General features: G+C 57.9%; 24 protein-coding genes and 1 pseudogene. 17 read left to right on the top strand and 8 right to left on the bottom strand.

What is annotated here, in order from left to right; all coding sequences use genetic code 11:
- The first annotated feature begins 9 nt into the window (after positions 1-9).
- From QMX88_RS16785 to QMX88_RS16795, 3 genes and pseudogenes are all read left to right on the top strand, one after another.
- Complete coding sequence (locus tag QMX88_RS16785; RefSeq protein ID WP_282371291.1) at positions 10-291, top strand: redoxin domain-containing protein; 282 nt, start codon at positions 10-12, stop codon at positions 289-291.
- A gap of 8 nt (positions 292-299) precedes the next feature.
- Entirely contained in the window at positions 300-839 is a 540-nt protein-coding gene (locus QMX88_RS16790; protein ID WP_065991699.1) for a DsbA family protein, read from the top strand.
- A 281-nt stretch (positions 840-1,120) separates the two neighbouring features.
- Positions 1,121-3,877: pseudogene (locus QMX88_RS16795) on the top strand (ATP-dependent Clp protease ATP-binding subunit).
- 625 nt (positions 3,878-4,502) lie between these two features.
- Here the strand turns inward: QMX88_RS16795 and QMX88_RS16805 are convergent.
- Positions 4,503-5,486: an LLM class oxidoreductase gene (locus QMX88_RS16805; RefSeq protein ID WP_192172903.1), complete on the bottom strand. Its 984-nt coding sequence runs from the start codon at positions 5,484-5,486 to the stop codon at positions 4,503-4,505.
- A gap of 283 nt (positions 5,487-5,769) precedes the next feature.
- Here QMX88_RS16805 and QMX88_RS16810 point away from each other — a divergent pair, with 283 nt between their 5' ends.
- Positions 5,770-5,925, top strand: a complete 156-nt coding sequence (locus tag QMX88_RS16810; RefSeq protein ID WP_282371300.1) for a hypothetical protein — start codon at positions 5,770-5,772, stop codon at positions 5,923-5,925.
- A gap of 209 nt (positions 5,926-6,134) precedes the next feature.
- Positions 6,135-6,626 (top strand): phosphate-starvation-inducible PsiE family protein, encoded by a 492-nt coding sequence (locus QMX88_RS16815; RefSeq protein ID WP_197983862.1) that lies wholly within the window; start codon positions 6,135-6,137, stop codon positions 6,624-6,626.
- 96 nt (positions 6,627-6,722) lie between these two features.
- Here QMX88_RS16815 and QMX88_RS16820 read toward each other — a convergent pair whose 3' ends face one another.
- Complete coding sequence (locus QMX88_RS16820; protein WP_192172900.1) at positions 6,723-7,583, bottom strand: LysR family transcriptional regulator; 861 nt, start codon at positions 7,581-7,583, stop codon at positions 6,723-6,725.
- A gap of 202 nt (positions 7,584-7,785) precedes the next feature.
- Between QMX88_RS16820 and gloA the strand changes: the two genes are divergently transcribed.
- Positions 7,786-8,181 carry a lactoylglutathione lyase gene (gene gloA, locus QMX88_RS16825; RefSeq protein ID WP_282371301.1) on the top strand — a complete coding sequence of 132 codons (396 nt, stop codon included), beginning with the start codon at positions 7,786-7,788 and terminating at the stop codon, positions 8,179-8,181.
- Positions 8,182-8,955: 774 nt separating this feature from the next.
- On the opposite strand, the gene QMX88_RS16830 is transcribed toward gloA, so the two are convergent.
- Entirely contained in the window at positions 8,956-9,843 is an 888-nt protein-coding gene (locus QMX88_RS16830; RefSeq protein ID WP_282371302.1) for a LysR family transcriptional regulator, read from the bottom strand.
- 102 nt (positions 9,844-9,945) lie between these two features.
- Between QMX88_RS16830 and QMX88_RS16835 the strand changes: the two genes are divergently transcribed.
- The 3 genes from QMX88_RS16835 (at position 9,946) to QMX88_RS16845 (ending at position 12,497) form a co-directional block, all read left to right on the top strand.
- Positions 9,946-10,944, top strand: a complete 999-nt coding sequence (locus QMX88_RS16835; protein ID WP_282371303.1) for a zinc-dependent alcohol dehydrogenase family protein — start codon at positions 9,946-9,948, stop codon at positions 10,942-10,944.
- Positions 10,945-11,173: 229 nt separating this feature from the next.
- Positions 11,174-11,467 (top strand): putative quinol monooxygenase, encoded by a 294-nt coding sequence (locus QMX88_RS16840; protein WP_065991705.1) that lies wholly within the window; start codon positions 11,174-11,176, stop codon positions 11,465-11,467.
- A 10-nt stretch (positions 11,468-11,477) separates the two neighbouring features.
- Entirely contained in the window at positions 11,478-12,497 is a 1,020-nt protein-coding gene (locus QMX88_RS16845) for a zinc-binding alcohol dehydrogenase family protein (protein ID WP_065991706.1), read from the top strand.
- Between the two features lie 439 nt (positions 12,498-12,936).
- Here the strand turns inward: QMX88_RS16845 and QMX88_RS16850 are convergent, their stop codons facing one another.
- Together QMX88_RS16850 and QMX88_RS16855 are read right to left on the bottom strand one after the other, a co-directional pair.
- Positions 12,937-13,563, bottom strand: coding sequence for a substrate binding domain-containing protein (locus QMX88_RS16850; protein ID WP_282371319.1), 627 nt, complete (start codon positions 13,561-13,563; stop codon positions 12,937-12,939).
- Positions 13,452-14,009 (bottom strand): LysR family transcriptional regulator, encoded by a 558-nt coding sequence (locus QMX88_RS16855; protein ID WP_282371304.1) that lies wholly within the window; start codon positions 14,007-14,009, stop codon positions 13,452-13,454. The genes QMX88_RS16850 and QMX88_RS16855 overlap by 112 nt, the downstream gene beginning before the upstream one ends.
- 140 nt (positions 14,010-14,149) lie before the next feature.
- Between QMX88_RS16855 and QMX88_RS16860 the strand changes: the two genes are divergently transcribed.
- From QMX88_RS16860 to QMX88_RS16885, 6 genes are all read left to right on the top strand, one after another.
- A complete protein-coding gene (locus tag QMX88_RS16860) occupies positions 14,150-14,884 on the top strand; it encodes an SDR family NAD(P)-dependent oxidoreductase (protein WP_192172893.1) in 735 nt (244 codons plus the stop codon).
- Between the two features lie 82 nt (positions 14,885-14,966).
- A complete protein-coding gene (locus tag QMX88_RS16865) occupies positions 14,967-15,734 on the top strand; it encodes an SDR family NAD(P)-dependent oxidoreductase (protein WP_282371305.1) in 768 nt (255 codons plus the stop codon).
- 93 nt (positions 15,735-15,827) lie between these two features.
- Positions 15,828-16,427 (top strand): NADPH-dependent F420 reductase, encoded by a 600-nt coding sequence (locus tag QMX88_RS16870; RefSeq protein ID WP_192172891.1) that lies wholly within the window; start codon positions 15,828-15,830, stop codon positions 16,425-16,427.
- 82 nt (positions 16,428-16,509) lie between these two features.
- Complete coding sequence (locus tag QMX88_RS16875; protein WP_133776318.1) at positions 16,510-16,923, top strand: nuclear transport factor 2 family protein; 414 nt, start codon at positions 16,510-16,512, stop codon at positions 16,921-16,923.
- Between the two features lie 56 nt (positions 16,924-16,979).
- Positions 16,980-17,213 (top strand): hypothetical protein, encoded by a 234-nt coding sequence (locus tag QMX88_RS16880; protein ID WP_197983860.1) that lies wholly within the window; start codon positions 16,980-16,982, stop codon positions 17,211-17,213.
- 24 nt (positions 17,214-17,237) lie between these two features.
- Positions 17,238-17,612 (top strand): hypothetical protein, encoded by a 375-nt coding sequence (locus QMX88_RS16885; protein WP_282371307.1) that lies wholly within the window; start codon positions 17,238-17,240, stop codon positions 17,610-17,612.
- A 178-nt stretch (positions 17,613-17,790) separates the two neighbouring features.
- Here QMX88_RS16885 and QMX88_RS16890 read toward each other — a convergent pair whose 3' ends face one another.
- On the bottom strand, positions 17,791-18,690 hold the full coding sequence (locus QMX88_RS16890) for a LysR family transcriptional regulator (RefSeq protein ID WP_282371320.1): 900 nt from the start codon (positions 18,688-18,690) through the stop codon (positions 17,791-17,793).
- Positions 18,691-18,800: 110 nt separating this feature from the next.
- On the opposite strand from QMX88_RS16890, the gene QMX88_RS16895 reads away from it, so the two are divergent.
- Positions 18,801-19,976, top strand: a complete 1,176-nt coding sequence (locus tag QMX88_RS16895) for a saccharopine dehydrogenase family protein (protein ID WP_282371309.1) — start codon at positions 18,801-18,803, stop codon at positions 19,974-19,976.
- A gap of 80 nt (positions 19,977-20,056) precedes the next feature.
- On the top strand, positions 20,057-21,055 hold the full coding sequence (locus tag QMX88_RS16900; RefSeq protein ID WP_282371311.1) for an NAD(P)H-quinone oxidoreductase: 999 nt from the start codon (positions 20,057-20,059) through the stop codon (positions 21,053-21,055).
- A 394-nt stretch (positions 21,056-21,449) separates the two neighbouring features.
- On the opposite strand, the gene QMX88_RS16905 is transcribed toward QMX88_RS16900, so the two are convergent.
- A complete protein-coding gene (locus QMX88_RS16905) occupies positions 21,450-23,075 on the bottom strand; it encodes a methyl-accepting chemotaxis protein (RefSeq protein ID WP_282371313.1) in 1,626 nt (541 codons plus the stop codon).
- A gap of 151 nt (positions 23,076-23,226) precedes the next feature.
- Positions 23,227-24,035: ATP-binding cassette domain-containing protein (locus tag QMX88_RS16910; RefSeq protein WP_282371315.1), on the bottom strand; the 809-nt coding region annotated here is incomplete at its 5' end.

The following is a 24,035-nucleotide window of genomic DNA, read 5'->3' on the forward strand; positions in this document are numbered from 1 at the left end:
CGGATTTCCGTGGACAGCGCTTGGTGTCATCAGGCCTTCGTCAAAGACCGTGGTTTTCACTTCAGCCTGCTTGCCGATTTCGAGCCCAAAGGAGCGGTGGCGAGACAGTATGGCGCGTACGAATCCCACCTTGGAGTTTGTAAGCGGGCGTTGTTCGTGATTGACAAGGAGGGGGTGGTCGCCTGGAGTTACGTTTCACCGATGGCAATCAATCCTGGAGCGGACGGCATTCTGGATGCGCTGGATGCTCTGGCGGATTCCCCACACAGCACGCCCTCCAAAAACCAGTAGGTGATCACATGGCCACTCTCAAAGTCCCGGTAACTGCAAACGACCATCGCCAGGGAAGGGCGCATGCCAAGGTCACACTGGTGGAATATGGCGACTACGAATGCCCCTATTGCGGTTTGGCGTACTGGGTCGTCAAGAAGCTGCAGCAGCATTTTGGCGAGGATCTGTTGCTTGTTTTCCGCAACTTTCCACTAACCACTGCTCACCCGCATGCGCTGGGTGCAGCTGTCACCGCTGAATATGCCGGGAGTCGAGGATTCTTCTGGGAGGCCCACGACGAGTTGTATGAAAATCAGGATCGATTGGGCGTGCCGCTGTATGGCGCCATCGCACTGAGACACGGCCTTTCCAGCGATGAACTCGTTGTTGCCATGCAAACCGATATCTATCTGCCCAAAATACAATCCGATTTCAATGGCGGCGTACGTAGCGGGGTAAACGGCACGCCCGCGTTCTACATCGACGGGCTTCGCTATGACGGGCCTCCCGAGGTCACCGAGATGAGTCAGGCGATTGAGCTTTCCTCGATGCGTGGACTCAATCGCTAGCTAGCGCCTGGGTTGATAGCTAACGACAGGCTGTTTATTTACACGAAATGTCTGGTCGTCGTTCGTCGGTAATCAAGTAGCCGTGGCGCGCTTTCATGAGATCGCGACTATGTTGATCGGGTGGCATCGTTTCCCAAGGCTGCCATTCCCTCCCACCTCATCGTCTTGGCGACCAAGCTCAGCGTATTGCTGGTCTCATGCCCCTGTTTCCTGAGCATCGTTGAGGGCACGTAGATCCATCTGTATGAGTCCGTGTTATCCATTTTTGGAGACAACTCATCATGGTTACTCTCTGTGAAATATGTAACGCCAGACCCGCTGTCGCGCGAGTGACCGTGTCGCAAAATGGTCAGGCCAGAACCATGTCAGTTTGCGACCACGATTACCGTCAACTTTTACGCCATCAAAGCATGTTGAACCCCTTCGACTCTTTGCTGGGCGGTGGCGTGTCCCGCTTTTTCGACAGCATTGGCGGAGCGGCGGAACAGGGGGGTGATGACTTAAGGCTCTCTGCGCATGTGCCTCGCGAATCTGTCGATGCAACTGATGCATTCAGCTCCCAGACGCTGGAAATCCTGCAACGCGCTGGAGATAAAGCCCATGAGTTCAACCGCAGCGAGCTCGATACTGAGCATCTGTTGTATGTGCTTGCCGATACCGACGTAGGCACAGCGTTGCTCAAAGAATTGAAGCTTTCTGCGGACGACATCAAAGGCTACATCGATCAACACGCTTAAAGGGGCGCAGCGGAGGCGCAGGCTCCGGTGGATCAGATGAGCATCTCGCCTCGACTGAAGAAAGTGTTCAATTTTGCGTTCCAGGCATCTCGTGATTTAGGGCACTCGTATGTTGGCCCCGAGCATCTGTTGATCGGGCTTTCCTCGGTGCCCGAAAGCATTGCCGGAACGCTGCTCAAAAAATACGGCGTGACCCCTGAAGCTTTGCGGCAGAAGGTGGTCAAAGTGGTGGGTAAGGGGGCTGAGGACGGGAGAGTCGAGACCCCCACGGGAACACCGACACTCGACAAGTTCGGTCGCGACCTGACGTCATTGGCTCGTGAGGGCAAGCTGGATCCCGTATTGGGCCGCGCGCTGGAAATCGAAAACACTATTGAGGTGCTGGCCCGCCGGAGGAAGAACAATCCGGTCCTGATCGGCGAACCCGGGGTTGGCAAGACAGCCATCGTTGAGGGGCTTGCACAGCGCATAGTAAAGGGCGATGTCCCGGAAATTCTGCGTGGCAGACGGCTAGTTGAAGTCAATCTGAACTCAATGGTCGCGGGCTCCAAATACCGTGGTGAATTTGAGGAGCGCGCCAAGCAACTGCTCGATGAAGTGGCTGCAAAGAGCTCGGAGCTGATTCTGTTCATCGATGAGCTGCATACGATCGTTGGCGCGGGGCAGGGAGGTGAAGAGGGCGGCTTGGACATTGCCAACGTATTGAAACCCGCACTGGCACGCGGGGAGCTCAGTCTGATCGGTGCGACGACGCTCAATGAGTACCAAAAGCACATCGAAAAGGATGCGGCGCTCGAAAGACGTTTTCAGCCCGTCCTGATATCCGAGCCCACTGTAGAACAGACCATCATTATCCTGCGTGGGCTGCGCGATAAGCTTGAGGCGCACCATCAGGCGACGTTCGCCGAAGAAGCATTCGTGGCAGCGGCGGAGCTGTCGGATCGTTACATTACCTCGCGCTTTCTGCCGGACAAGGCCATTGACCTGATCGACCAGGCTGCGGCCCGCGTGCGCATCAGCGCCTCGTCAAGGCCCGCTGGCATTCAGGAGCTGGAAGCAGAAATCACCCAGCTCAAACGCGAACAGGACTATTCATCGTCGCGAAAACGCTTTGATGAATCCAAAGGCTTCCAAGAGCGCATCGGTCAAAAACAAGCCCAGTTGGGAGAGGAGACAGAAGCCTGGGAGCGCAAGACGGGTTCCGAAACCCTCGAGGTGACCCTTGAGTCGATTGCCGAAGTACTCTCCCGTCTGACCGGTATTCCGGTAACCGAACTCACCCAGGAAGAGCGTCAGAAGCTGCTGAACATGGAAGACACTTTGCGTGATCGGCTGGTCGGGCAGGAAGACGCCGTGCTTGCGGTCAGCGATGCGGTTCGTTTGTCCCGCGCCGGCCTTGGACAGGCCAACAGACCTATTGCCACGTTTCTCTTTCTTGGTCCAACCGGCGTGGGCAAAACCGAATTGGCCAAAGCGTTGGCAGAGACGGTGTTTGGCGACGATCAATCGATCATTAGCATCGATATGTCGGAGTACATGGAGCGTCATGCGGTTGCCCGGTTGATCGGTGCGCCACCCGGTTATGTGGGATACGAAGAAGGTGGTCAGTTGACAGAGCGTGTCCGCCGCAAGCCCTACAGTGTGATTCTGCTCGACGAGATCGAGAAGGCGCATCCCGATGTGAGCAACGTATTGCTGCAGGTGTTCGACGATGGTCGTCTCACGGACGGCAAGGGACGTATTGTCGACTTCAGCAATACGATCATCATCGCCACCAGCAATCTGGGCTCACCCGTTATCATGGAGAATCTTGAGCGCCCGGAAGATGAACGCCTTACGGATAAAGCGTTACGTGATGAATTAATGGGAGTCTTGAAAGGGCATTTTCGTCCCGAATTCCTGAACCGTATTGATGACATCATCGTGTTCCATGCCCTTACCCGTGACAACATCAGATCGATTGTAGGCATTCAGCTTGATCGGGTCATTCGAACTGCGGCTGCCCAGAACATCACGGTGAAAGTGGCTGACACCCTCATTGATCATCTGGCGGATGTTGGTTATCAGCCCGAGTTTGGCGCGCGCGAGTTGAAACGTCGGATTCGCCAGACCGTCGAAACGTGGCTTGCGAAGGAAATGCTCGCTGGCAAGCTACAGGCCGGCGACAGCGTTGAGCTGGGTTACGACAAAGCGCGTAACGAAGTGCTCTTCAATAAGCTGGATGCGCCAAACGCCTCGGCAAACATGAGTCCGCCCGACCAGCCTGATGATCGCGTGTCTATCGCGGGGACAGGGACTTAGCTCAACGTGCTCCCGTCATTGGGTAGCAGGAGTGTTGATGACGTCGTGCAATGAAGCACTGGATCCTCGGATGCCTGGACGAGCCCGGCAGACGAAGATGCGTTCTTGATGCAGGCTCAGGAGGTGCCTGATGCTGAAGCTTTTTTCGGGACTGACCACTTATCTTCCTCTCTGCATTACCGGTCCTGACGTGTCCGCCCCCAGTTGGAGGCCGCCATAGAATCGTTTCGTGGCCTGCTGCTGGCGCTGTTCTTTCTCGGCGTCGACATGACGCTGGATCTGCAAGTGATGGCCAGAAACTGGACGCTCATCACCTCCGGCGTGCTGTCGCTGATGGCGGTCAAGGCGTTGTGTATATGGCGTCGCGCTTCGCTAAAAGCAGCCACAGCGACGCACTGCATCCCTCCATTGATGGCACAGGGCGGCGAATTTGCGTTTGTGCCATTGCCAAGCGCTCAAACTCAGAGTCATCAGTACCGAAGTCAACGCCAACATGACGGCTACCGTGGTGCTATCCATGGCGCTGGAACAGCGCCAGCCTGGCAGGCTTCGCTTTCGGGTGAAAGCAACTCATGGTCACCCAGCCGTAGATCACATCGACCGGGCGTGGCGATGGTTGCGTGTATCAGTCCACTTCAGGACGCGGCTGTACTGCGAATTCCGGAACAATGTGAGTACCCAGCTCCTCAATGACATCCTCAGCAGGGCGCTTTCCGTATTTGAGATTCAGGATAACGTGGTCCACCCCGATCTCCTCAAGCGACTCCAGCAAAAACCGCAGATGGTAGCGTCCCAGTTTGAACCCTAAATGAATGCGGGTGGGCGGCGTGGATGGAGTCTCGTCGAGGTCGATATAAAGCGACTGAGCGAAGGGCTTATAGACGGCGCCACATTGCTTCATGACCTCACGTCGCCAGTCTTCAACGATCAGCCGCTGCATGTTCGGTATGCGTGGATAGTTGATCCATCCGAGGCTTTCGCGCGCGATCCAGTCCAGCGACTGGCGACTGTTTCCAGTCACCAGCATTGGAATGGATTGGGTTGTGGGTTTGGGAATCAAGTCAGCGCCCTGCATCTCACCACCGCTCCAGCGGATGGGTTCGAAGCTGGTGCTGTGGGCTTTCCTAATAACCTCGTAGTGCTCCCGAAAGAGCTCTCCACGCCTTTCGGGATCGACGCCGAAAGCTAAAAACTCCACCGGACGATCGCCGGAAGCCACCCCCAGAATCAAGCGACCTGCGCTCAGTTGATCGACGCTGGCAGATGCCTTGGCGGTATGCAGCGGATGGCGCAACGGTATGGCAATGGACGCAGTGCCAAGCGCAATCTCAGACGTATGCGCGGCCATGTAGCCCAGATAAACCCAAGGGTCGAACAGTTGGCCAACATCGCCGAAACCGGGATCCCGAAGAGGCACATCACGAAACCAGAGCGCGCAGAAACCCAACGCCTCCGCTCGTTTGGCCAAAGCGACCTGGTTGAGCATGCTGGGCATGTCCCCATCGAAAGCCTCCAAAGGGAAAAACAATCCAAGGCTCAAATGACCCTGAGTGAAGGTCCGGCTGAACCCTCGATGCTGCTGATAAGTAATGGTGCTCGGCCGATACATACTGATTTTCCTCAATGGGAGAACGTGAACAGCGGCCTCATTTCCAGAGGTGCTGCGGCATCGGTCGCTTGAGAACGACAGGTGGGGGAGTGCGTAAAACGTTTACCCGTTGTGCGGTAAATGTTGGTCGGGCGGGACGTATTAAGGAGCCAGTGGCTGGTGATACACGCGGGCAGGTCCAGATCGCGGCAAGCGGACAGTCAGAAGGGAATCTGATTGCCCCAGCCTTTGCCTCAACTGAGTAAAGGCGTGGGGTCATCCAACAAGCGTAGGCGGGTTTGCAATGAATCGCCATGCGGGTTGTGACGATGATTGCTACGCGTCGATGAACCAGCCGCGATCGCTGGCGGCGATACTGGCGCAGGGGGTTGAGCGGGTTGAACAGATCACGCTCGCAATCATCGAGCGCAACGACAAGATCTCCATTATCAGCAACTAGAACCCAGACCAGCTCACGTCAACAGCCTGGGTTCACTGTTGCCGAGGCGGTCGGGCAGACTCCGATGCGGGTAGCGCATCGAGAGCACTGGGAATGATTCGGCCGTACCCCCGAAACTCTGCTTCACTCAACTATCTGGCGCGCTGGATCAGCGGCTACAGGCGAGCCATGCCGACAGCTGAAACCACACGTGCTGGAGCAAAAACCTAATGAAGAATCCGGCCCCCTCAGCCCCACTGCCTCCGAGATCGACGTTGAAAAGCCTTCGTGTCCAGTGGTCACTGATGAACGCCTATGAGCGATTCGAGCAGATCATCGTGCTGGCGCTTGGCGTGATGATCTCGTGCGTCATCGTCATTGCTTTGTTCCAGCTCTATAGACGAGTGCTGCCGCTGGTGGTAGGCGGCGCGATTGATCCCTTGGATCACGGCGATTTCCAGTTACTGTTCGGTTCGATCTTCACTGTATTGATCGCCTTGGAGTTCAAGCACTCCATCATTCGTCCGGCGTTCAGGCACGGCAGCATCGTGCAGCTGCGAACAGTGATTCTTATCTCGCTCCTGGCCCTGAGTCGCAAATTCGTGATTCTTGATTCCGCTTCAACGCCCGCCGCCACTATCGCTGCATTGGGGTTTGCAACGCTGGTCTTGGGGATCATCTATTGGTTGTTCACAAAACGCGGCAGATTGCCTGAGGAATAAAAGGCCCAGCCCTATTTCGTTGGGGATTACCACCACGTCCCACCAAGAGACGCCGTCGGGGTTTGACGAGTTCGAATCGTTTAGACGTGGTTGCAATTAAACACCCAGACTGTCGATTACCTCGATGAAGTTTCTGATCAGGGGTGATTGCTGGTTCTTTCTCCAGACGAAATAGATATCGCTTGAATCCAGACTGGGCACCTGGTCAGCCTGAAACGTGTGCGCCTGACTGGCAAAACGATCCACGTAACTCTCTGGTATGCAGGCGAAACCTATCCCTTGCGCGATACAGGCGAAGATACTCGGATACGATTCGATTTCCAGAATAGCCCGAGGCTGGATACCGCTGCTTTCCAACCAGTTATCGACCTGTTGTCTGTAGTGACACGTGCGACCGAATACATATAGTTCGAGCCCCGACAAATCTTGGGGAGTGGGCGAGGAAAGAGCTTTGGGCACTACTCTGATCAAGCGCTCACGAAACGCTAGTCGGCTATCCAGCAAAGGATGCTGGATCGGGCCGTCAGTAAGAATCAAATCAAGCTCGCCATCCATCAAAAGTCGCTCAAGGAATAGCGAGTGCTCCGGGCGAATGTGAAGTTCTACCCCCGGCGCCTCAAGGCGATAACGTACGAGGCGCTCCGGTAGATGATTGGCCAGCGCTACATCTAGCGCTCCGACGCGAAGCACTCCCTGCATGGAATCGTTTGAGAACAACGAGCGCGTTTCAGCTGCCAGGTCAATGAGCTGTTTGGCTTTTCGGTATACCAACCTGCCCTCGGGAGTGACCAGCAATCGGTTATTTTCGCGATTGAACAAAACGACGCCGAGTTGAATTTCGAGCTCTCGCAGTCTGGCCGTGATGTTCGACGGTACACAATGCAGCGATGCGGCTGCTGCGGCTATCGTGCCGTGGTCGACGACAGCGCAAAAAAAGCCCAGCTGCGAAAGTTTCAAGAGAATCTCCTTTTGTGATGGCCTGGCTCACTTCTGATCACTTTTAGTGATTGGCTTTGCAGCTTAACATTGTCCCGTCAAATGCATCCAGCCTTAAACAGACTGGCTATTGGCTGAGCACCAGAGCTGAAATCGGGCTTACGATGAAAGTATTTTTAGAGATGTTGGCTATGCAATGGCCGACGCTGCCGCGGAGAAGTAGATGCGCATACTGCATACCATGTTGCGTGTAGTGAACCTGGACAAATCCATTCACTTCTACACGAGGCTGCTTGGCATGAGCCTCTTAAGACGCAAAGACTACCCAGAGGGCGAGTTCACACTGGCTTTCCTTGGTTATGGTCCGGAGACCGAGGCGGTCGCCCTGGAGCTGACGCATAATTGGGGACAAAACAGCTATGAGCTTGGTGATGCTTACGGGCATGTCGCTATCGAGGTTGAAGATGCAGACGCGTTATGCAGCCGTGCTGCGATCATGGGATATCGCGTTCCGCGACCAGCAGGTGTTATGAAACATGGGCGTACGGTCATCGCGTTCATTGAGGACCCCAATGGATATAAGGTTGAGCTGATTCAAAAAGGTACGCAATTCGACTGAGCGAGCGCCGCGATCGCGCGATAAGGATCATTACCATATATCCACTCAACACCTCATTTGCATGAGGCTTGAAGTTTTAGGTGCATCATTGAATAAACTGATCCTCCACTGCCACATCTTCAAGCCGGTAACGAATCCTACCGCTTTAAAACAGCACCCTGACTGCCGATAAAAATATCAACTTCGCCGAAAACGCCGCATTAAAATGGCGGCGTATGGGCTCAAATAATCAGGATGCACTGGGTCGTTCGGAAACTCCTGTATGTTCTGATGCACGCGCGTATCTCTGATCCCCAAATTTGTCAGTGTCAGAAATCAATTACCCTTCATAATCCAACCTCTAATGCTATAACTGTCATTCAGGTCTCTTACGACGCGCACTGCGTCCCTCCCGTTTTTGTACGGGCCGATGACAACGAAGTTGTTTTCTCTGCGCGCCACTGACAATTGCATGTTCTTGATAGCTTTGGTTGCGCGATTTCGGCTGGGTGTATTCATCGCTATCTCGATGATCCATACGCCGATCAAGGACGTGGCGAGAGCAGTGTGTCCAACGGGAGGAACCACGTTTGCGCATGTCAAACAATGGCGTTGCAGTGTAATGAGCGACAATGGCCCTGTGCGAAAAAGGTGCCATTGAGGTTGGGTGTTTTTTTGCTAGCGATGAGTGCTAGGCATATACCGACGAGCGTAATCAGAACAGTGAGGGCGAGGGTCCATCTGGTCTTCTTACTCCATCCGGCAGGATTTATCGTGGCGGCACTGTCGCTTTCTTCAAACGGGGTGGGCCGCGACCCACTCTTTGAGATGAGCAACAAAGCTCAGGACAGTCGGAGCAATGTTTTCTCTTGAAGGGTAGACCGCATAAATTCCCACCGGCGGCTCAATGGCCCAGTCGGACAATGCCTCCACCAGAGCGCCTGAATCAAGATCATCTCGTACATGCCAGTCCATGAGCAGCGCTATTCCATGTCCATCTATCACCATCTGGCGAACCACTTCCCCAAGACTGGATGAAAACCGTTTGCGTATTTTGCAGGTTTTTTTGACGCCTCCCCGGGACATGGCCCAGCTGGAATCCTTACCAACGATCAGCCCGTCCAGCATGGCCAGTTCTTTTGGAGAGATAGGCATGCCCTGTTTTTCCCAATACTGGGGGGCGGCGCATATCAGGCGTCGAGAGGCAGCAACTCTTTGCGCGATCAGGGACGAATCGGCCATCACGCCGTGCCGAATCGCAAGATCGGTACCATGGGCGGCCAGATCAACCAGTTGATCCGTTGGATGAAGATCGACGATGACGCCAGGGTAGCGTTTGAGATAACTGCTTACGACGCTCGATAAATAACCTTGGGCAAATGTCGCGGAAGCGGTTATGCGCAGATGACCGGTAATCTCGGTCTTCTGGAAAAATCCTCCCTCGGCCTTCTCGACGCTTTCGAGGATGCTCAGGGCATGCTGATAAAGCTTCTCACCGTCAGAAGTGGGGCTGAGTTTACGGGTGGTTCGGTTAAAAAGTCTCCGGCCCACGCTGTCTTCAAGGACCAGAAGACGCTTACTTCCACCCGCAGCTGTCATCCCCAGCCGTTCGGAAGCCGCACGGATGGATCCCTCTTCAAAAACGGCAACAAACAAACGCAATTCATCGATGGAATCCAGCACTTATTACCAACCAACAGGACCGAAAGATTCAACAACTCTAACGTACTTATCCAATTTTATTGATGATAATTTGGTGGCCTATAGTTCCTCGGAGTTAAACCCTTGAAAGCCATTGTGATAAATCAGCATGGTAGCTCAGACCTTTTTGTCGAAATTCAGACGGACAATCCCCGCGCGCGAGCAGGTCATGTGATTGTCGATGTGCGGGCGACAAGCGTGAATCCAGTGGACACGAAAATTCGCCGTGGCAGCGAAGGTACGGCTGGTCTGACTTTCCCGGCCACTCTTCACATTGATGTTTCAGGGGTGGTCAGCTCCGTCGGTACTGGCGTGACTCGCTTCAACCCAGGCGATGAAGTCTATGGCTGTTTCGGCGGCATCGTGGGGATTCCCGGTGCGCTGGCAGATCAGATGGAGGTCGATGCCAATATGCTGGCGCTAAAACCCACGTCACTCTCTTTTGGCGAAGCAGCAAGCTTGCCGCTCGTGGCGATTACTGCATGGGAGGCGCTGATCGACCGTGCTTCGATCAAACCCAATGACAATGTCCTTGTACATGGTGGCACCGGCGGTGTAGGGCACATAGGGATTCAATTGGCCAAGGTTCTGGGAGCCAAGGTATCGACGACGGTTTCCACACCGGAAAAAGCGGAAATTGCCCGTCGGTTGGGCGCCGATGAAATTATTTTTTATAACGGCGAGACGCCTGAGGAATACAGTCAGCGAATCACTGGAGGAAAGGGATTCGATACGGTCTTCGATACCCTGGGCGGCGAGGTCTTACAGAACTCGCTGAAAGCCGCGAAGCTCAAGGGCCACGTCGTCTCGATCATCGGTTACGACACCTACGATCTGACCGAAATGCACTTCAAGGCATTGAGACTCGACCTGGTATTTATGGCTGTTTCGATCATTCATAACCAAGACCGCAAGCACCATGGCGAGATCCTGCAAAGACTGGCTGCCCTGGTTGATCGCGGCTTGGTCAAGCCACTGATCGATGAGCGCCATGATTTCACTGCTGCGGGCGTCAGCGCGGCACATGATCGCCTAGAGTCAGGTCGTGCCATTGGCAAAGTCGTCATTGAGCGAAAGGCTTAGTCACGCCGACACAGGATCGTGTGCACCGGGCCTAGAAGACAGTGACTCAGTCTTCCCCTGCGACGAGTTCATGTGTGTCGTGCCGATAACCTGGATCTCGACCAGGCCGCCATCTCGCAGCACCGCGGATTCAAATTGTTGGTCGCACGGCCGACGGCATGGATATCTTCGATACACCCGTGCCAGCCAATGCGCTCTCTCTTTATAACGCCCACAAGCAGGAGGTTTGATGACCACCCCTTTGACACTGATTGCCACTTTGACCGCCAAGGCCGGGTTTGAAGCCGAACTCGAGGAGACGCTGCAGCGCCTGCAAGGCCCGAGCCGAGCCGAAGCGGATTGCATCCAGTACGATTTCCATCGTGATGCCGAGCAGGCTCGCACTTTCCACATGATCGAACAGTGGCGCACTGAAGCGGCGCTGACTGCTCACGAAGCGACACCGCATTTTCAGGCCGCGCTCCCTTTCATCGAGCGTGCTGCTGAAAAACTCACCATCACGAAAATGTATCGCATCTCCTGAGGTTCTTCGAATGAAAGCCATTGCACACTTCAAATGCCTGCCTATCGAACATCCCAACGCTTTGGTGGAGATCGATATACCCGAGCCAGTGCCGAAGCCGCGCGACCTGCTCGTAGAGGTAAAGGCCGTATCGGTCAATCCTGTCGATACCAAGGTGCGACAGGGCTACGTACCGCACGAAGACGAAAGCCAGCCCCGTATCCTCGGATGGGACGCTACCGGTGTGGTCAAGTCGGTCGGCAGCGACGTGACGCTGTTCAAGCCTGGTGACAGGGTCTGGTACGCCGGATCGTTGATCCGCCCGGGCAGCAACAGTGAGCTGCAACTGGTGGACGAGCGTATCGTCGGTTCAATGCCCCAGTCGCTGGATTTCAGCCAGGCTGCGGCATTGCCACTGACTTCCCTGACCGCCTGGGAGTTACTCTTCGATCGCCTCGGTGTTGCAAGTGATACCACCGACCGGGGCGAAACGCTGCTCATCGTCGGCGCTGCGGGCGGGGTGGGTTCGATCCTGACTCAGTTGGCGCGTCAACTGACCGGACTAACAATCATCGGCACGGCTTCGCGCCCGGAAACCCAGGCTTGGGTCGCCGAGCTGGGTGCGCATCACGTCATCGACCATACCAAGCCACTCAGCGAAGAGCTCAAGCGCATTGGCATTGGACAAGTCAGCTATGTCGCAAGCTTGACCCAGACTGATCGGCACTACGAGCAAATCATCGAATCACTGAAGCCTCAGGGCAAGCTGGGCCTGATCGATGATCCGGCCACGCTTGACGCTGTACCGCTGAAGCGTAAGAGCCTGTCGTTGCACTGGGAGCTGATGTATACCCGCTCGCTTTACGAAACCGAGGACATGCAGGAGCAGCACAACATCCTCAACGAAATTGCGCGGCACGTTGATTCGGGTCTCTTGCGCACCACTCTCGGCGATAACTACGGACGCCTCAGCACAGAAAATCTTCGTCGTGCCCATGCTCTACTGGAAAGCGGCAAGGCGAAAGGCAAGATCGTTCTGAAGGGCTTCTAAGAGGTACTACAGAAACGACTGGGTAATCTCCAGCTCCAGGTACCCATTGCGCAAACCGTGTTGCTTCAGGCGCTTGGACACGCACGGAAAGCATCGAAGCCCGAGACTGCCGGGCCGCGATCGGCCTCAAGCAACGCGATAAAGACCAAACACAGCGGAGCCATGGGGCCCTCCTCACAGACAGCTTTCGACCCATAGCGGCCTCTCGATCCCACCGCGTCGCAGACTCCGATGACCAATTCGTCGACCCTCGTCGCGGCGTTGTCCAGCAGTGTCGTTTGCTGAGGAATCAGATTCGCTGGTCTCCCACGGCAGGCAACCCATACGCGACGTCGAATGCGTTCCTCGCGCAGGGTAACTGGAATCGGCCTCACGCCAGCTTCCACGACCTCTTAGCTATCTCGCGGATACGACTGAACAACGTGCTGGGCTCATACAGCTAGACGGTCGTGCGCGATCTCTCGCCCTGACCGCGTGCGGCTGCCGGCCCTGACTCGGGCGCTGACTGAGATTGCATCCGGTGCCTATCTGCCGCTGCCGTCGCTGGGCTTCCATCGCGGCCGCAGGGCGGACCGTGCGCGGTATCGCCGTTCAACACCTCCAGGTAGCCCTCCTCGATATTCAGCCGCTCGACTAGAAAGTCGACGAAGGCACGCACTTTCGGTGACTGCACCTGACCGCGCGGGAACAGTGCATGCAGGTCGAGGTCCGTGCCACGCCAGCCGGTGAGCACGCGCTGCACCAGACCCTGCTCGACGAACGCCCGCACAAAGACGTCACTGGTCAGCATCAGGCCTTCTCCATCCATCATCACAGTGCGAAGGGCGCTCGGATCGCTGGCGATCACGACGGGGTCGACCGGGAACTCGCGCAGCTTGCCGTTTCCATCATCGAGGGTCCAGGCGAAGCCGTGGGCGCTTCGGTGATTGGTCTGCACGGTTGCCCGGTGGTTAATCAAATCGTCGGGATGCAGCGGCTCGCCGAAACGCTCGATGTAACCGGGGGTGGCGTAGATCGCGGTACGGAACACGGCGAGCTTGCGCGCCGCCAGGTTGGAATCCGCCAGCGTGCCAACGCGCATCGCCACGTCGATTTCGCCGGCGATGATGTCGACCTGTGGTCGTTGCTCAGCAGCAGTTCCACGCGAACGTCCGGATGGCGTGCGTGGAATTCGCTGAGTAAGGGCGCGACCCAAGTGTTGCCCACCGGATGAGATGCAGTCACGCGCAGCCAGCCTCGCGGCCCGCTCTGCAACTCACTGACGGCGCTCTCCGCCTCGTCCAGGTCGCGCGCAATGCGCTGGCAATGCGCGAAATAGATGTTGCCCGCCTCGGTCAAGCCGAGCTTGCGGGTTGTGCGATGCAATAGCTGCGCACCCAGTCGCTCTTCCAGCTCCCGCACCTTACGACTCACGGTCGCCTTGGGCATGTGCAGCGTGTTCGCGGCAGCCGTGAAGCTGCCCAACTCCACAACCTTGACGAACACCAAAGTGTCATTGAGATCTCGATTCATGGAGCATTCTAGCGATTATTCCATTGATGGAACAATTATTCACAAAAAGGCCGACTAATACACTGGCAGCGGCTGCACTACATTGGTCTCAACAGCAAACGGAGGTCACTGCCTCCACCGCTTGAGCCAAGGATACGAACATGAACAGACTAACTGGCAAGACCGCGGTAATCACCGGTGGCGCGACCGGCATCGGTCTCGCGGCGGCAAAGCGCTTCATCCAGGAAGGCGCCTTCGTCTTCATCTACGGCCGTCGGCAGGAAGCGCTCGACGCTGCCGTGGCCGAGCTTGGTCCAAAGGCCCGCGCCATAACGGGCTCGGTCTCCGATGAGGCCGACCTAGACCGACTCTATGTGGCAGTGAAGGCCGAGCGCGGAACCCTCGACATCCTCTTCGCCAATGCCGGCACCGGCAGCCCACTCAAGCTGGGCGAGATCACCGCCGCCCATATCGACGAAACCTTCGAAACCAACGTGAAGGGCACCATCTTCACGGTCCAGAAGGCGCTGCCGCTGATGGGCGAGGGCGGTTCGATCATCCTGACCGGATCGAGCGCCGGCACCACGGGTGCTCCCGAATTTACCGCCTACAGCGCGAGCAAGGCGGCCGTGCGCAACTTCGCTAGGACCTGGGCAGAGGATCTGAAGGGCACCGGCATCCGGGTCAACGTGCTGTCGCCTGGCGCTACGGCAACCGAACTCGCGAAGGCGGCGCTCGGCGAGGAAGGCCAGAAGTCCTATGGCGCGATGACGCCCCTGCTGCGCATGGCCGAGCCCTCGGAAATCGCGGCGGCAGCGGTGTTTCTCGCCTCCTCGGACAGCAGCTTCATGACCGCGAGCGAACTCGCTGTCGACGGCGGCCTGGCGCAACTCTGACCCACGACGCGTCGGCGCTCCGTTCGATGGTTCGGAGCACCGCAGGGTCTGCTCAATAACGAACATTAGAAAGGCAAAATATATGAACAACCATAGTGCACAAAAATTGGCGGGAAAAATTGCGGTCGTGACCGGTGGAAGCAGCGGGATTGGCCTGGCCACGGCCAAGCGCTTCCTTGAAGAAGGTGCGCACGTCGTTATCACTGGGCGAAGGGAGGACGAACTGAAGGAGGCGGCAGCCACCTTGAAGGGAAACGTTACGACGGTCGTGGGCGACGTGTCCCGCCTGGAAGATCTGGACGGGCTCTTTGCTGTCGTGAAAGAGAAGCATGGTCACATTGATGTGCTCTTTGCCAATGCGGGCGCGGGTACGGTCGCGCTGCTGGAGGCCGCTACCGAGGCTCATTTCGACCAGACCTTCGACGTGAACGTCAAGGGCACCTTCTTCACGGTGCAGAAGGCCCTTCCGCTGTTCAGAGACGGCGGCTCGATCATAGTGACCTCTTCGGTCACCAACGTCCTGGGAACGGCTGGATTCAGCGCTTACGGTGCAAGCAAAGCGGCTGTGCGCAACTTCGTGCGTGCCTGGACGATGGAGCTGAAAGATCGCCAGATCCGCGTGAATTGCATCAGTCCCGGGCCCACCGAGACGGGCGCTTTGCAAAAGACGGCGGGCCTTACCGCCGACCAGGCCAAGGAAGCGGCCGCCCAGTACGCCTTGCAGATTCCCATGGGTCGCTGGGGCAAGCCGGAGGAAATCGCGGCTGCCGTCGTATTCCTCGCTTCCGAGGAAAGTTCGTTCGTCACGGGTATCGATCTTCCCGTCGATGGCGGCCTGGCGCAGGTCTGACCCCAGCGCGGCCCCTTGGCTGGCCACCCTAGCGGCAAGCCGTGGGGCCGCGCTTATCCAAGCAGGATCCAACCCAACTCAGAGAAAACTCCTATGACCTATTCAATTATCGGCTTCGGCCCTATCGGCCAGGCACTGGCCAAGGCGTTTGCCCGCAAGGGCATCGACGTATCCGTGGCCACCGCGCGCGACCCGGAAAGCTTTGCCTCCGTCGCCGCTGCGATCGGTCCCACCATCCTTCCCAAAACACTGGCGGAAGCGGTCAAGGCGGACATCATCTTTTTGGCCGTCCGTTTCGACTCGCACCAGGATGTCGCCAACGCGCTGTCGACCTGGAAAGGCAAGACCATCGTCGATGTAACCAACACCCAAGTGCCCACAGAGGAACTGGGAGGACAGCCTTCTTCCATGGTCGTTGCGCGGTCCTTCACGGGTGTCAGGCTGGTCAAAGGCTTCAACCATCTGGGTGCATCCGTCCTCGCCCAGGATCCGGCCGTGCATGGCGGCAGGCGGGTCGTGTTCCTGGCCAGCGACGATGACGAGGCCGCGGCCGAGATCGGCGCGCTTGCAGAAAATCTCGGTTTCTCGCCGGTCCAACTTGGCAGGCTTTCCGAGGGCGGGCTGCTGGTCCACGCACGCGGAAATAGCTGGGGTCGACTGATCTTCAAGGACCTCGTCACTTTCGCCGGTTGAGCAGGACGTACCCAACGATAACAACACAACGAACGCGCTCGGGTCGAGCGCAAGTCGACTCGATCGACGCGGAGAAATCCCCATGAATACCGAGAAAAACGTCCAGACCGTGAAGGACTTCTTTGCGGCCATTGGCCGCGGCGACAAGGACGGTCTGCTGGCGCTGGTCGCCGAAGACATCGAGTGGATCATCCCGGGCGAAGACTGGCCTCTGGCCGGTACGCGCCACGGCCATGCGGGGCTTGCGGATTTGCTCGAGACCGCATCCAGGTCGATGGAGACGTCCACCGAGCCCCGGGAGTTCATCGCGCAGGGAGACCGGGTGCTGGTCGTCGGTTTCGCCAAGGGGAAGATCAAAGCCACCAATAAGACGTTCGAAGATGACTGGATCTTCGCCATCACGGTCCGCGACGGCAGACTGACGAAGATCCGCGAGTACATTGACACGCAGGCACTGGCACGAGCCTCGCAGATCGACGCATCCGGGCTCACGTAGCAAAAACCGTTTGGGGCCCCTCGCCATTCGAATACCAAACTTTGTAGGAGGTCCCCATGTACGACACATCCAAGCTATCCGAGTTGATCCGCTTCGCACGCGTTGATCCAGGCGCCACCGTCATCGACGTTTACCCGGGCGACGGCGACTGGACGCGTCTATTCTCTGACGCCGTGGGACCCAACGGACGGGTCTATAGCTTCGTGCCTGCCGAAGTCGCCCACTTCAAGAACGATCCTGTCGGCAACATGCGTACGTTGGCGAAGGAGCCGGGCCGGGCAAACGTCTAGGCGGTTTCGGCGAACCTCGTGGCCATGCCGGAAGTCACGCAGCCCGCGGATGTCCTGTGGATGCACCTGTTCTACCACGATCTCCACACCGCGCTGGTGCAGTCCAAGGACGCGACGGCGGCCGACTTCAATCGCGCCATGTGCGATAGGGTCAAGCCGGGTGGGTACTACGTCATCGTCGACCACGCCGCCGCTGGCACAGCGGGCACCAGTGTTGCCCAGTCGCTGCACCGGATCGACCCCGCCTCCGTTCGGAAGGAGGTGGAGGCGGCCGGCTTCCTGCTGGACGCGGAAAGCAACATGCTCGCGAACAAGGATGATCCGCGATCAGTCAAGGTGTTCGATCCTGCGATCAAGGGCGAGACCGATCGCTTCGTCTACCGGTTTGTGAGGCCGTGACGGCTGCCAGCGACGGCCGCTTGGCGGGGCACACTCCGGCCACGACGAACGTCTCTTGTTGGCCGAATGCTGCCATTCACGAGGGGCGGCTTTGGGTCGAAAGCAGCCGGTCGTGGCTGACCGCTTCCGACCTAGATCGGCCGCTCGTTGAGGTCAGCTAGCGGCCAAAAGAAGACAGTCAGCGCCCTGACTGATCACGCAATGCATCCAGAAGCAGACGAAAAGCCGGTTTGTGCTGGCGCCGGCTTGGGTAGTAGAGGTGATACCCGGTGACGGTGCCAGTCCAGTCCTCCATCAGCCGCACCAGGCGACCTTGTGCCAGATCCTGCTCGACCAGATGCTCCGGGAAGTAGCCCAGTCCGGCGCCCGCCCTGACAAAATCACGCATGAGCCAGATGTTGTTACTCACCAGATGCCCGTCGGCGCGTACTTTGATTTCTCTCCCGTTTTTTGCAAAAGGCCAACCCCACAATCCTCCCGAGGTGGGCTGGCGCAGGTTGATACAGGCGTGCTCGGTCAGATCCTGTGGCGTCAGTGGTCTAGCGCGGTGTTCCAGATAGGCGGGGGAGGCCACTAGTGCCAGGCGAAAATCCCGGCCGATGGGCATGCTGATCATGTCCTGAGCCAGCTGCGCCCCCAGGCGGATACCGGCATCGAAGCGCTCTGCGACGATGTCGACCAATGCGTAGCTGTCGTTGATTTCAACCTTGATGCCCGGATAGTCGGTCATCAATTGCAGCGCAGCTGGGGCAAGGACGAGATGGGTTGCGTGCTCCATGGAGGTGATGCGCAGGCTACCCGCCGGCATGCCGCTGAGTTCGCTCAGCTCGTTGAGGCCTGACTCGATCCCGTCAAAATGCGGCCCGATGCTGTCGATCAGCCGCGCGCCGGCTTCGGTCGGCGCGACGCTGCGGGTACTGCGGGTCAGCAATTGCACACCCAGGCGCGATTCCAGTTTGGTGATGGTGCGGCTCAGCGCAGGCTGGGAAACGCCAAGCTGCGCCGCCGCTTTGGTAAAACTGCCTTCACGGGCGACCCGCAGGAGGGCCAGTAGGTCGGTGACGTTGTCGCGCACGATTGATGCTCTGAGGTTATAGGTCTATTCCAACCATACCATCTAATCATTTGTAGGCAGGATGGCTAGAGTGTCGCCTTCGCTTCGCGGCACTTTCAGGAATCATCTTTTCCATGAGCAAACAAACATTCGATGTGATCATTTTTGGCGCTACGGGCTACACCGGTCGGCTGGTCGCTGAATACCTCTTCGCTCAATACGGCGTCGACGGCCCTGTTAAATGGGCCATCGCCGGTCGCAGCTTGAGCAAGCTGGAAGCCATTCGGGACAGTTGGGCAGACGCCGCAGCGCTGCCGCTGATCGTGGCCGATGCCCAGGACCAGGCGTCCGTACGCGACATGGTTGCCGCAACCAGGGTCGTGATTACCACCGCAGGGCCGTTTTCGGTCTATGGTTCGAACCTGGTGGCAGCCTGCGCCGAGTTGGGGACGGACTACGTCGACCTCTCGGGGGAGATTCCCTGGATTGCCCAAATGATCGGCAGCCATCAGGCCCAAGCCCAGGCATCGGGCGCGCGACTGGTGTTCTCCTGTGGTTTCGATTCGGTGCCGTTCGACCTCGGCGTATGGTTCACCCAGCAGCAGGTCATGAAGAAGTTCGCTCGCTATGCGCCTCGGATCAGGGGCCGCGTGCGCAGCATGCAAGGCGTGCTGTCCGGTGGCACGTTCCTGAGTGTCGATGCTGTGGTTGCAGCCGCGGCGCAAGATCCCGCTCTCGGTGAACTGGTGGCCGATCCGTTTGCCTACACACCGGGATTCAAAGGTGTCGAGCAACCTGATGATCAGACCCCCTACCGGGATGAGCTGGCTCAGACCTGGGTCGGCCCTTTCATCATGTCCGGCATCAATTCCAAGGCGGTGCATCGCACAAACTTGCTGGAAGGGCACCTGTGGGGCACGTCGTTTCAATACGACGAAATGCTGATGCTCAGTGCGCAACCGAGCGAAGACGATGAGCTTGGTCTGGCAGGCTTCTCTTTCAATGAGGGCGGTCATCCGCAACCGGGGCAAGGGCCGACACAGAAGGAGCTTGATGCAGGCTTTTATGATGTGTTGTTCATCGCAGAACTGGCAGACGGTCAGGTGCTCAAGGCATCCGTGAGTTGCGACGAGGATCCGGGCTACCTGTCGACCTCCAAGATGTTGGCCGAGTCAGCGATGGCGCTGGCGTTCGATGTGACACGTGAGGAGACCCCGGGCGGTTGCTGGACGCCCGCGGCGGCGTTGAATGAGGCGTTGCTCAAGCGCCTGACTGAAAAAGCCGGACTGAGGTTTACCGTCGAGGGTTAATTCGATAGGCGGCTAAAAAGGCTGAATGTCTTGGACGTTCAGCTTTCAGAGTCTTTAGCCCACTCAACAAGAGGTGAACCATGAATCTGCCAAAGCGTATGAACTACATCGAGATCACCGAACCCGGTGGCCCTGACGTATTAAAGATAATGCAGGCCGATGTGCCGATGCCCGGTGATCACGAGCTGCTGATCCGGGTTCACGCCGCCGGCATCAATCGTCCTGATGTCATACAGCGTTCGGGCAAATACCCGATGAAACCCGGCATGACGCCTGTGCCCGGGTTGGAAGTGGCCGGTGAGGTCGTTGGGGTTGGCGCAAAAGTGGCCAACTTCAAGCTGGGCGACAAGGTATGTGCGCTGACCAATGGCGGCGGTTACGCCGAATACTGCGTTGTGGCGGCCACCCAATCATTACCGGTCCCCGACGGCGTGGACATGATTCAGGCCGCGGCCATTCCGGAAACATTCTTCACCGTGTGGGCCAACCTTTTCGAGTTGGGCCGAGCACAAAAGGGCTGCACCGTATTGATCCATGGCGGCACCAGCGGCATCGGCACGACCGCGCTCATGCTGTGCAAGGCCTTGGGGATCAAGGCTTTTGCAACGGCCGGCAGCCAGGAAAAGTGCGACCGAATCCGCGCGCTGGGTGGCGAAGCGATCAATTACCGCGAGGTGGACTTCGCTCAGGAGATCGCCCGGCAAACCCACGAGAAGGGCGTGGACGTCATTCTCGACATCATGGGCGGGAGCTATTTCGAGAGCAACGTGGCGTCACTTGCGCGACGCGGTCGACTGGTCATTATCGGCTTTCTGGGCGGCAACTCCGTCAAGGACTTCAATCTGCTGGCGTTGATGGAAAAGCAAGGCTCGGTGACAGGGTCGATGATGCGTTCGCGCAGCGCGGAGGAAAAAGCCGAGATTGCTCGCGCCGTACTCGCCAATGTCTGGCCGCTGCTCAGTCAAGGCGAATGCCTGCCGATCATTGACCGTGTTTTCCCTCTCGCCGACGCAGCACAAGCGCATCAGCGAATGGAGCAGGGCGACCATATCGGCAAAATCGTGCTGAAGGTGGTGTGAATGGGAATCGCCCGGTGCGTGTCGTTGACTGCCGCCGGGCGTTTTTCGTTGCTTGTTTGAAGTGTCCATGGTCGCGTGGGTGGCGAGCGGCTTGTTCTGTCCGGTTTAACCGATTTGGGTCGGAGGCGGCCGGTCTTAACTGAACGCTCTCGACCCGAAGCAGTCGCCAGGCCTTCAGCAGTGTGCTGCGTCATGACTGCTTGTAACGGGATATCCGCTAAATAGGTCCCCGGACTTTCCGACAGCCCGCGGGCCTTTTTTCATGCCTTTCGGACACCGACTTACGGTGGATGGGGCAACAGAAGATCAGCAGGCGCTACCGGCAGGCCGGTATCAAACACGGTTCATCCCACAGCGGCAGACGCTCGCTTACAAATTAAGGTAAGGGTAAGGATTACACGCGGAATCGGCTGATCTGCTCGTTAAGTCCGACTGCCAATTCTGACAACTGCTGGCTCGCTGCTCGTGTTTGCTCAGCCCCGGCCGCCGTTTGCACAGAGAGATCGCGAATTCGTATCAGGTTGCGGTCGACCTCCCGGGCTACCTGAGCCTGCTCCTCGGCGGCACTCGCGATCACCAGATTCCGGTCGTCAATGCCCGAGACCGATTGGGCAATGGCAGCAAGAGCAGCGCTGGCCGACTGGGCCTGCTCGCGTGTCTGCCGGGCTTGGTCGGCACTGGTCAGTAAGGCGTCTACAGTCTGGCCAGTGCCCTGTTGAATGCTGCCGATCATGCTTTCAATTTCCCGGGTGCTCTCACCGGTACGATGGGCGAGCGCTCGGACCTCATCGGCAACCACCGCGAAACCACGACCGGCGTCACCTGCGCGAGCGGCCTCAATTGCAGCGTTAAGAGCCAGAAGGTTGGTCTGCTCGGCAACCGAACGGATGACGTCCAGCACCTGGCTGATATTGCGGGTCTGTCCAGCCAGCTCACCCGCGCGCTCGCTTGCGCCCATGACGTTGTCTGTCAAGGTCTCGATCGAGCTGAGTGTATTGCCGAGCTGTTGCTGACCCTGGCGCGCAGTATCGGCGGCTTTGCGCGATTCGGTAGAGGTGGACGTAGCATTGCCGGCCACCTCGTCGACCGCCTGGCTCATTTCCGTGACCGCTGTGGCCGCCATCTCAATTTCGCTGTTCTGCTGCTGCAGGCCAATAGCACTCTCGTTCATGACTGCCGTCATCTCTTCGGCAGCGGAGGCGAGTTGAGTCGCGGAATGGCCCAGGTGGCCCAAGGTGTCGCGCAAGTCAGTCTGCATCTGCTGCATTGCCTGCAGGAGCTGAGCCGCTTCGTCCTGGCCACCGGTCTCCAGTGCCTGGGTCAGATCACCGCCGGCGATCCTCTTAGCTGCGATCACGGCATTCGCGATCGGTTTGGTCAAGCTCACGGTTAGACGCCAGGCCAGGAGCAGCGTCAATCCCAAGGCAAGACCGATGGCGGCCCAAGTGATGGACCTGGACTGGCTGTAGGTTGCGCTGGAGGCCTGGGCGGCCGCTTTGATGTCCTCCTGGTTTACCCTGCGCAGGGCCTCGGTACCTTCATTCATTTTAGCGCCCAGCTGAGCCATGCCCGACTGCACCAGACCACGCGCTTCATCCAACTTGCCTAGAGCAACCAGCTCGGCGAGCTGACTAATACTCTTGACGTAGTCTTGGTGTATCTGGCGGAGATGTTCAAAAGCTTGCCGCTCCCGATCCGAACTGACCAACTTGTCATAGCGGCCGAATGCTGCGGCCACTTCGCTATTGATCGTGTTGATTTTGTCACGCGTGCTCGCCACAGTCGTGGCATCCGGGATGGCCAGCAGGCGCAGGACTTCGATCCGGGTACGGGCCAGCTGCAGGGCAAGGTTGTCGGCCTCAACGATGCTCGGAACGCTGTTGGTCTCAATCACTAAGCTTTGGCTGCGGACCTGGGACATTTGCGAAAGGCCGAAAATGCCGACCCCCGCGACCAGAGCCGCTAATAGGCCGAAACATAGCAAGCTGCGAGTAGCGATATTGTATGAACGGAAATTCATGTCCGAGTCCGGTTGATGATGTTGCTAATCACATCGACAACCGGCGTTTTTTCTTGAGTAGTAGCTTGTGGACGCAACCCTCAGCCGACAGCTGGTGCCGCGAGGGCACCTTGGCGGAGTTGTATGGTGTCCCTCCCAGCACCGTGTCGACCTAGGCGGGCTCGATCTCTTCGAACTGTTTGGCATGCAGTCGCGTGTAGTAGCCGTTCTGCGCCAGCAGCTTGGTATGGGAGCCGCGCTCGACAATGCGGCCTTCGTCCATCACCAGAATGACGTCGGCTTTTTCGATGGTGGACAAGCGGTGGGCGATCACCAGCGTGGTACGGCCTTGCACGACCTTCTCCAGGGCTTTCTGGATATGGCGCTCGGACTCGGTATCCAGCGCCGAGGTCGCTTCGTCGAGAATCAGCAGCGGCGCGTTTTTCAGCAGCGCGCGGGCAATCGCCAAACGCTGGCGCTGGCCCCCGGACAGCAGCACGCCGTTCTCGCCGACGAGGGTCTGGTACTGCTGAGGCAACTTGTCGATGAATTCGTCCGAGTAGGCATCGGCCGAGGCTTTCTTGATCTCTTCCAGCGGCACGCCCGCCAGATCGCCATACGCGATGTTGTTGGCGATGGTGTCGTTGAACAGCGTGACGTTCTGGTTCACCAGCGCGATCTGACGACGCAGGCTGCGCAGGGTGTAGTCCTGAATCTCGACGCCATCGAGAAGAATCTGGCCCTGCACGTGATCGTAGAAGCGCGGAATCAGGCTCGCCAACGTGGATTTGCCGCTGCCGGAGCGGCCCACCAGCGCGACCATCTGACCGGCTTCGGCGACAAAACTCACGTCGTTGAGCACGCGCTTTTCCGTGCCTGGGTAGGTGAACGTGAGGTTTTTGACCTCCAGACGGCCTGAAACCTTGTCGCGCTCTACGGTGCCCAGGTCCTGCTCGGTCTGCTCATCCAGTTGCTCGAAGA

It is taken from the genome of Pseudomonas sp. PS02290, assembly GCF_029960075.1.
GTDB lineage: Bacteria > Pseudomonadota > Gammaproteobacteria > Pseudomonadales > Pseudomonadaceae > Aquipseudomonas.

Bases quoted from the DNA above. Each gene is read 5' to 3' on its own strand.
- QMX88_RS16790 (WP_065991699.1), top strand. From the start codon at position 300: ATGGCCACTCTCAAAGTCCCGGTAACTGCAAACGACCATCGCCAGGGA.
- QMX88_RS16805 (WP_192172903.1), bottom strand. From the start codon at position 5,486: ATGTATCGGCCGAGCACCATTACTTATCAGCAGCATCGAGGGTTCAGC.
- QMX88_RS16810 (WP_282371300.1), top strand. From the start codon at position 5,770: ATGAATCGCCATGCGGGTTGTGACGATGATTGCTACGCGTCGATGAAC.
- QMX88_RS16815 (WP_197983862.1), top strand. From the start codon at position 6,135: ATGAAGAATCCGGCCCCCTCAGCCCCACTGCCTCCGAGATCGACGTTG.
- gloA (WP_282371301.1), top strand. From the start codon at position 7,786: ATGCGCATACTGCATACCATGTTGCGTGTAGTGAACCTGGACAAATCC.
- QMX88_RS16840 (WP_065991705.1), top strand. From the start codon at position 11,174: ATGACCACCCCTTTGACACTGATTGCCACTTTGACCGCCAAGGCCGGG.
- QMX88_RS16845 (WP_065991706.1), top strand. From the start codon at position 11,478: ATGAAAGCCATTGCACACTTCAAATGCCTGCCTATCGAACATCCCAAC.
- QMX88_RS16855 (WP_282371304.1), bottom strand. From the start codon at position 14,009: ATGAATCGAGATCTCAATGACACTTTGGTGTTCGTCAAGGTTGTGGAG.
- QMX88_RS16860 (WP_192172893.1), top strand. From the start codon at position 14,150: ATGAACAGACTAACTGGCAAGACCGCGGTAATCACCGGTGGCGCGACC.
- QMX88_RS16865 (WP_282371305.1), top strand. From the start codon at position 14,967: ATGAACAACCATAGTGCACAAAAATTGGCGGGAAAAATTGCGGTCGTG.
- QMX88_RS16870 (WP_192172891.1), top strand. From the start codon at position 15,828: ATGACCTATTCAATTATCGGCTTCGGCCCTATCGGCCAGGCACTGGCC.
- QMX88_RS16875 (WP_133776318.1), top strand. From the start codon at position 16,510: ATGAATACCGAGAAAAACGTCCAGACCGTGAAGGACTTCTTTGCGGCC.
- QMX88_RS16880 (WP_197983860.1), top strand. From the start codon at position 16,980: ATGTACGACACATCCAAGCTATCCGAGTTGATCCGCTTCGCACGCGTT.
- QMX88_RS16885 (WP_282371307.1), top strand. From the start codon at position 17,238: ATGCCGGAAGTCACGCAGCCCGCGGATGTCCTGTGGATGCACCTGTTC.
- QMX88_RS16895 (WP_282371309.1), top strand. From the start codon at position 18,801: ATGAGCAAACAAACATTCGATGTGATCATTTTTGGCGCTACGGGCTAC.
- QMX88_RS16900 (WP_282371311.1), top strand. From the start codon at position 20,057: ATGAATCTGCCAAAGCGTATGAACTACATCGAGATCACCGAACCCGGT.
- QMX88_RS16905 (WP_282371313.1), bottom strand. From the start codon at position 23,075: ATGAATTTCCGTTCATACAATATCGCTACTCGCAGCTTGCTATGTTTC.